This window comes from Streptomyces sp. NPDC046805 (genome assembly GCF_040645355.1).
Classification (GTDB): domain Bacteria; phylum Actinomycetota; class Actinomycetes; order Streptomycetales; family Streptomycetaceae; genus Streptomyces.
In genome coordinates this window covers 188,599-195,818 of sequence record NZ_JBEYYC010000014.1, presented here as the reverse complement: position 1 = coordinate 195,818, position 7,220 = coordinate 188,599, and the positions used below count along the sequence as shown (strand labels likewise).

Below are 7,220 nucleotides of genomic sequence, written 5' to 3'. Positions count from 1 at the left end.
GGCACCCGATCCGGCGACGGACGGCACCGCCCCGCGACGACCGGAGTGATCGTCGCGGGCATCGGACCGCCCAGACCGGACCAGGCACCCCAGGGACCCGCCCCCGCGTTCCCGGACCACGGACACGATCCGCTGGGACCGGACGCGGAGCGAACGCGGGAGACCAGCGTGCCCAAAACCGTTCGGGGCACACGACCGAGCACGAGTCCTGACAGCAGGACTCACTCCCGCTCAGTCTCTAGGAACGGTCCCGTAGGGCGTGAGCGTCGGTCAGACGTTGACGCCGAAGTCCTGGGCGATGCCCACCAGTCCGGACGCGTAGCCCTGGCCGACCGCGCGGAACTTCCACTCGGCGCCGTTGCGGTAGAGCTCGCCGAAGACCATGGCCGTCTCGGTCGCCGCGTCCTCGGACAGGTCGTAGCGCGCGATCTCGGCGCCGCCGGCCTGGTTGACGATGCGGATGTAGGCGTTGCGGACCTGGCCGAAGTTCTGGCCGCGGCTCTCGGCGTCGTAGATGGAGACCGGGAAGACGACCTTGTCGATGTCGGCCGGGAGCGCGGCCAGGTTGACGTTGATCGCCTCGTCGTCGCCGGAGCCCTCGCCGGTGCGGTTGTCGCCGGTGTGGACGATCGTGTTGTCCGGGGTCTGCTTGTTGTTGAAGAAGACGAAGTGGGCGTCCGAGTAGACCTTGCCCTGCGCGTCGACCGCGATGGCGGAGGCGTCCAGGTCGAAGTCCGTGCCGGTGGTGGTGCGGACGTCCCAGCCGAGGCCCACGGTGACGGCGGACAGGCCCGGAGCCTCCTTGGTGAGCGAGACGTTGCCACCCTTGGACAGGCTTACAGCCATTGTTTGGGAGTCCCTTCCCTCGTTGTGTACGCACGCAGTTGTGTCCGTACGGGCTTCGCACTGTGGACGAAGCTACCTTCACTCGGGACAACGCGGACGGTACCCCCTTCGGTTCCGGGGCCCTTTACCTTTTTTACCAACGGGGATATTCGGGCGACAGGGGCCATGGAGGTGCAGGACCATGGGAGGCATGTCCGGCAACCACGTCATACGCGGCTCCGTCTCGCTCCCCGAGGCCGAGCTCATGTGGCGTTTCTCGCGGTCCTCGGGTCCCGGCGGACAGCACGTCAACACCAGTGACTCGCAGGTGGAGCTGCGGTTCGACCTCGCGCGGACCGAGGCGCTGCCGGAGGTGTGGAAGCGGCGGGCGCTGGAGCGGCTGGCCGGGCGGCTCGTCGACGGTGTCGTCACCGTCCGCGCCTCCGAGCACCGCTCCCAGTGGCGCAACCGCGAGGCCGCCGCCGTACGCCTCGCCGCCCTGCTCGCGGAGGCCACCGCACCGCCGCCCAAGCCCCGCAGGCCCACCCGCATCCCGCGCGGCATCAACGAACGGCGGCTGCGCGAGAAGAAGCAGCGGTCCGACACCAAGAGGGGTCGGTCGGGCCGGGACTGGGGCTGACTCCCGCCGTACGGGGACGAGCCGTGTCCTACGGCAACTCCAGTACGCCGACGGTCTGGTCGCCGCTGGTCTCCCCGGTCCTGCGGAAGCCGAGCCCCAGGTAGAAGCCTTCGGGGCCGGTCGGGCCCGGGTGCCAGGTGACGTACAGCTCCTTGCCGCCGCGGCGGCGGATCTCGGCGGCGACGGACTCTACGGCGAAGCGGCCGTAGCCCCTGCCCTGCTGCGCGGCGGCGATGTTCAGGCGCCACAGGCCCGAGCGGAACACGGTGCCGTCGCCGTGCCAGTCGATGTCGAGGAAGGCCATCAGGAAGCCGACCGGGCGGGCGTCCTCGCCGTCCACGATCAGGCGCGGCCAGGCCACGCCGGCCGGGCGGACGTACGCCTCCGCCAGGGAGTGCGCGACGGGTTCGACCGCGTGTTCCTGGTCCGGGCGGACGCGGATGCCGAGGGCCGCGTCCAGGTTGCGCGGCGTGATCTCTTCGAGGCGGGGCCGGTTCATCGGGGCACCGTAGGCCCGTCGCCGGCGAGCGGGCCACGGGATTTTCGCGCGGCCCGGGTGGCCCGGTCAGTCCAACTGCCGGTAGCGGCCCCGGAAATGCAGCAGCGGACCCGCGTCCGCGCCGCCCCCGCTCGGCACCCGTGCCGTCAGGACGCGGCCGATCACCAGCGTGTGGTCCCCGGCCGGCACCCGCTGTTCGGTCCGGCACTCCAGGGTCGCCAGGGCGCCCTCCACCAGGGGTGCCCCGGAGGCCTCTCCGCGGATGTGCGGGAGGTCCGCGAACAGCAGGCGGTCGCTGATGCGGCCCTTCATGGCGAAGCGGCCCGCGATCTGACGCTGGGTCCCGGTGAGGACGGAGACGGCCCACAGGGGCTGTTCGGCGAGCAGGTCGTCCATGCGGGAACCCTCGCGCAGGCTGACCATGACCAGCGGCGGGTCCAGCGAGACCGACATGAAGGCGGTGGCGGTCATGCCGACGTCCTCGCCGCTCGGCGCCCGGGGGTCGTCCGGGTCGAGCGGTGGCTCCTGCGCGGTCACCAGGACCACGCCCGCGGCCAGCCGGGACATGGCGGCCCGGAACTCGTCGTTGCTCACCCCCACAGCATGCCCGGGGGCGGCCGGGGTGGCGGGGGAAGGCAGGGGAGCAGGAGTGTTCAGCACCCCGGAAACGCTAATCTCCGCGCTGCGCGGTCCGCATCGGGCCTCCGGCCGAGCCGGGTCCTAGGACCACGGAACGACAGGTCGGACGAGGGATCGGACGGCGATCGGAACGGTCACGTGCAGATTGCAATACCCGCAAAAAGTCCACACACGCGCAAAGTTTGTGTTCGGTGAACGTACAGGAAAATGCAGAAACTCGAGTCAATTGTTCATGTTCCCCTGTGACTTGAGTCACAAGGGCCATTAATTGTTGACCCTGTGTACCGAGTGGGCAGCGCGCTGTGATTCAGTGGCGGGAGAAACCGCAAGGGCACCACCGAAAAGAAGCGCCGAAGACATCCCTTGATTCGCTGCGAGGTCTCGGGGGGAGGGCGAACATGGAGACCGAGTCGGAGCCCTACGTCCGCCTTGCGTCCCTGCGGCAGCTGCACCAGGTCATGGCCGAGATGAACACGGCACGCAGCCTGGCGGACACACTGCAGACCGTCGCCGACGGCGTGGTCGAGGCTCTCGGGTACGAGATCGCCTGCGTCAACCTCGTGCGCGGCGACGGCGACCTCGTCGTCGCGGCGTTCTCGGGCAACTCCGCCGCCGAGTCCCTCATCACCGGCCGGGTCGGCCCCCGCGCCTCCTGGGAGCGCCGCCTGAGCATGGGCGAGGCCTGGGGCGACCTGCGGTTCATCCCGCACACCGAGGGCTGGGTCCTGGACGAGGACGACGTGCCGCAGTGGTACACCGACGGGCCCGCGCCCCGCTTCGAGGACGAGTGGCACCCCTGCGACCGCCTGTACGCGCCCATGTACGCGCCGGGCGGGCAGGGCGGCTCCTGCGGTGAGCTGCTCGGCGTCCTCTCTGTGGACCGGCCGCGCAACGGGCGGCACCCGGGCGCGTGGGGGCGCGAGGCGCTCCAGATGTACGCCTTCCAGGCCGCCATCGCGATCAGCAACGCGCGCCTGCGCGCGAACATGCAGCGCGCCCTGGTCCGCCTGGAGCGGGAGCAGCAGGCGCTGCGCGCCAGCGAGGAGAGCTTCCGGCAGGCCTTCGAGTACGCCCCCTCCGGCATGGCGGTCGCCGAGATGGGTGGCGACCAGCACGGCCGGATCCTGCGCACCAACGACGCCCTGTGCCGGCTGCTCGGCCGCCCGGCCGCCGCGATGCGCCGCTACTCCTTCTCCGACCTGGTCCACCCCGAGGACATCAGCACCCTGCTGCGTACCTCCGCCGAGGGCGGCCGCGCGGAGCTGCGGCTCGGGCGGCGGGACGGGACGTACGTCTGGGTCTCGCTGCGCAACAGCGTGGTCGCGGACGCCGCCGACGGGCCCCGCTTCCTGCTCACTCACGTCGAGGACATAGAGGAGCGCAAGCGCCGCGAGCTCCAGCTCGCCCACCGCGCCTCTCACGACTCCCTCACCGGCCTGCCGAACTCCGCCGAGCTGCGCTCGCGCCTGTCGGCCCGCATCTGCGGCCGCCCGACCTACGCCGACGCGATCGGGTCCCTGGACGCGGCCTACGGCCATCCCGCCCAGGGCGCCGACGGGCACGGCTTCGACTTCGCGGAGGGCCCGGCGGCGTACGACGCCTTCGACCACCATGTGCACGTCGTCGCCCCCGAGGGCGACCGCGACGAGGGCACCAAGGGCCTCGCGGTCCTCTTCTGCGACCTCGACGGCTTCAAGTCGATCAACGACCGGTTCGGGCACAACGCCGGTGACGCGGTCCTCATAGAGGTCGCCCGGCGGCTGTCGCGGGGCGTGCGGGACGGCGATACGGTGGCCCGGCTCGGCGGCGACGAGTTCGTGATCCTCGCCGACGGGCTCGGCAAGGCCGACGCCCAGGACCTCGCCGTGCGGCTGCGCGGCGAGATCATCCAGCCGATCCGGGCCGAGGGCCGGGCCGTCCGGGTGGGCGCCAGTTTCGGCATCGGCTGGGCTCATTGTGGAATGACCGCGGATGAAGTGTTGAAATCCGCTGACGAGCGGATGTACGTCGAGAAACGATCTCGTCCCAAACAACACCGTCGTGCCGGATGATCCCAGGTCAGTGCGTTGAAGCGGTCTGAGTCACCCGTTTGGGCCAGCGAGAGCGGGTAGGCTCGCACTTCCAAACGTGTACCCAAAACGTGTACCGCATCCGCCCGCACCTGTTGAGGAGTACCCAGGGATGACGCCCGGCGACAACGGCGCGAGCTCGCCCGAGGAGGACCCGTTCGGCTACCTGTACGCCGACGGTCAGGCCAGGGGAGCCCAGCCGCCGTCCGGTGGCTACGGCTACCCCAACGCGGTCAGCAGGGTGCGGACGGTCGGTGAGCGTCAGTACGGCCAGCAGGGTGTCCCGCAGCAGCAGGGCGGCGCCTACAACCAGCCGAACGCTCACTACCAGGCCCCGGAGACCCTCCCGGGCGGCGCCCCGACCACGCGGCAGCCGATGGAGGGCGGCGGGGCCGGCCGCGGTCGCGGTCCGAACACCAAGGGCCTGCTGATCGGTGCCATCGCGGTGGTCGCCGCGGTCGTCGTCGGCATCGGCATCGCCATGCTCAACGGCAACTCGAACGACGACTCGTCCGGCGACCAGGCGGACACGCCCCCGTCCCAGTCGCAGAGCACGCAGCCCAGCACGTCCGGCAAGCACTCGGCGGCGCCCGCCGAGCTGCCGAAGATCGACGCGAAGGCGCTGCGCCTCGACGGCGGCGCCACCACCGCCTCCGACGTCCCGGGCGCCAAGGCCGACGGCGGGGTCTACGTGGCGGGCCTCAACCAGGTGGGCGCGAAGGTCACCTGGACCGTCAACGGCATCCAGAAGGCGGGCGCCTACCGGCTGTACGTCCGCTATGGCATCCCCGGCGTGGACGCCAACGCGACCCTGGCGGTCAACGGCAAGCCCAACACCCAGCCGCTGGGCATGAAGAACTTCGGCGGCCTGCCCCAGGGCAAGTGGGAGGGCGACTGGCAGTCGACCTGGTCCACCGTGAACCTGACCGCGGGCACCAACTCGATCGAGATCTCCTGCGCCGCGGGCAATCAGTGCAACGCGAACCTCGACCAGGTGTGGCTCCAGAAGGGCTGAAATTCCGGAAAGGCCGAAAGGAAAGGCCGAAAAGGGACGGAAAGCGGTCCTGGAATCGGGTGGTGCCCCGTCCGGGAGATCAACAAGGCTTGACTGCGACCACAGCACCACCAAAAAAACGGGAGCAGTCCATCCATGAGGAAACGCCTCCTCGCGTTGGCCGGAGCAACGTTGATCGCCACCCTTCCACTCACGGCCCAGACGGCCTCGGCCTCGTCCACCTGCGCCAGTCGCGCGGTCTGTGACTGGACGAAGCCGAACTTCGGGGGAACCAAGCACACGCACCGCAACCCGTCGCCCGCGTGCAATCCATGGGGCGGCCGCACGGTGTCCAACCAGAGCGTCCACCGCATCACGCTCTACCGGAAACCCTCCTGCTACGGCGACCACTTCGACATCAAGCCGGGGCACTACGCGCAGAGCACGCCCTGGGAGGTCATGAGCATCGGGGTCTGGGGACCGTGACCGGAGCCTGATCCGGACGGGCCGTGGCGGCGTGTGTCCGCCGCGGCCCGCGTCTCGCTCACGCGGCCGTCGTCTCTCCGGCCACCGTCACCCGCCCCCTCAACTCCTCGTAGGCGATCCGGTCGAACTCGCCCGCCGTGGGCGCCAGTACGGTCGCCGCCGACAGCGCCACCGCGCGGCACAGGCGCTCCGGCCACGGCAGGTGTTCGACGAGGCCCGACAGCAGGCCCGCGACCGCCGAGTCGCCGGCACCGGTCGGGTTGCCGTGGACGCGGGCCGGCGGCACGGCGCGCCAGCGGCCCTCCGGGGTGTGGGCCACCAGTCCCTCCGCGCCCAGGGAGGCCACGACGGCGCGCGCGCCCCGGCGCCGCGCGTCCTGGGTCGCCCGCGACGGCTCGTGGGAGCCGGTGAGTTCGGCCAGTTCCCCGGCGTTCGGCTTGACGATGTCCGGGCGCGCCGCGACCCCGCGCCGCAGCGGCTCCCCGCCGGTGTCCAGCAGGACGGGAACGCCGGCGGCCCGCGCGGTCCGCACCAGCCCCGCGTACGCGCCGACCGGCACCCCCGGCGGCAGGCTGCCGCACAGCGCCACCGCCGAAGCCCCGCCGAGCAGGTCCGCGTACGCCTCCTGGAAGGCGGTCCACTCGACCGGGGCTATCTGCGGGCCGGGCTCGTTGAGCTGGGTGGTGTCGCCGGTCCGTTCGTCCACGACGGCCACGGTGCGCCGGGTCGCGCCCGCGACCGGGAGCAGCGCGTCCACCACGCCCGGGGTGTCCCGCAGCCGCTCCCGCACCGCCCGGCCGGTGCCGCCGCCCGTGAATCCGGTGACCGTCACCTCGTGGCCGAGCGCCGCGAGCACCCGGGCCACGTTGACGCCCTTGCCGCCCGGCCGCTCGACGACCTCCGAGACCCGGTGCGAGGCATGGGGCAGCAGGGCCCGCACGCGATAGGTGATGTCGAGAGCGGTGTTCAGTGTGACCGTGAGGATCACCCGGGCCAGCCTCCCTCGAATTCCTGCACATGTCGCCGAGTGTTCGGGCCCCGATCATGCCAAAGAGACGGCGACCGGCC

8 protein-coding genes and 1 pseudogene are annotated in these 7,220 nt (G+C 71.3%); 5 read left to right on the top strand and 4 right to left on the bottom strand.

The genetic code is table 11. The features are described 5' to 3' along the window. Positions 1-212, top strand: a pseudogene (locus ABZ910_RS17675) (IS200/IS605 family accessory protein TnpB-related protein); the annotation flags it as partial. A 58-nt stretch (positions 213-270) separates the two neighbouring features. Here ABZ910_RS17675 and ABZ910_RS17670 read toward each other — a convergent pair. Beyond that, positions 271-846 carry a TerD family protein gene (locus tag ABZ910_RS17670; RefSeq protein WP_361365309.1) on the bottom strand — a complete coding sequence of 192 codons (576 nt, stop codon included), beginning with the start codon at positions 844-846 and terminating at the stop codon, positions 271-273. 181 nt (positions 847-1,027) lie between these two features. Between ABZ910_RS17670 and arfB the strand changes: the two genes are divergently transcribed. Further along, positions 1,028-1,465: an alternative ribosome rescue aminoacyl-tRNA hydrolase ArfB gene (gene arfB / locus ABZ910_RS17665; protein WP_361365306.1), complete on the top strand. Its 438-nt coding sequence runs from the start codon at positions 1,028-1,030 to the stop codon at positions 1,463-1,465. A gap of 28 nt (positions 1,466-1,493) precedes the next feature. On the opposite strand, the gene ABZ910_RS17660 is transcribed toward arfB, so the two are convergent. Together ABZ910_RS17660 and ABZ910_RS17655 are read right to left on the bottom strand one after the other, a co-directional pair. Beyond that, positions 1,494-1,964, bottom strand: coding sequence for a GNAT family N-acetyltransferase (locus tag ABZ910_RS17660; protein WP_361365303.1), 471 nt, complete (start codon positions 1,962-1,964; stop codon positions 1,494-1,496). A gap of 66 nt (positions 1,965-2,030) precedes the next feature. After that, entirely contained in the window at positions 2,031-2,624 is a 594-nt protein-coding gene (locus ABZ910_RS17655) for a flavin reductase family protein (RefSeq protein WP_361365299.1), read from the bottom strand. A gap of 377 nt (positions 2,625-3,001) precedes the next feature. Here ABZ910_RS17655 and cdgB point away from each other — a divergent pair, with 377 nt between their 5' ends. From cdgB to ABZ910_RS17640, 3 genes are all read left to right on the top strand, one after another. Then, positions 3,002-4,654 (top strand): diguanylate cyclase CdgB, encoded by a 1,653-nt coding sequence (gene cdgB / locus ABZ910_RS17650; protein ID WP_361365297.1) that lies wholly within the window; start codon positions 3,002-3,004, stop codon positions 4,652-4,654. A 130-nt stretch (positions 4,655-4,784) separates the two neighbouring features. Then, a complete protein-coding gene (locus ABZ910_RS17645) occupies positions 4,785-5,687 on the top strand; it encodes a carbohydrate-binding protein (RefSeq protein WP_361365294.1) in 903 nt (300 codons plus the stop codon). 135 nt (positions 5,688-5,822) lie between these two features. Beyond that, positions 5,823-6,152 carry a peptidase inhibitor family I36 protein gene (locus tag ABZ910_RS17640; protein ID WP_361365291.1) on the top strand — a complete coding sequence of 110 codons (330 nt, stop codon included), beginning with the start codon at positions 5,823-5,825 and terminating at the stop codon, positions 6,150-6,152. Positions 6,153-6,210: 58 nt separating this feature from the next. On the opposite strand, the gene ABZ910_RS17635 is transcribed toward ABZ910_RS17640, so the two are convergent. Continuing rightward, positions 6,211-7,140, bottom strand: coding sequence for a 1-phosphofructokinase family hexose kinase (locus ABZ910_RS17635; RefSeq protein WP_361365289.1), 930 nt, complete (start codon positions 7,138-7,140; stop codon positions 6,211-6,213). Positions 7,141-7,220: the final 80 nt, after the last annotated feature.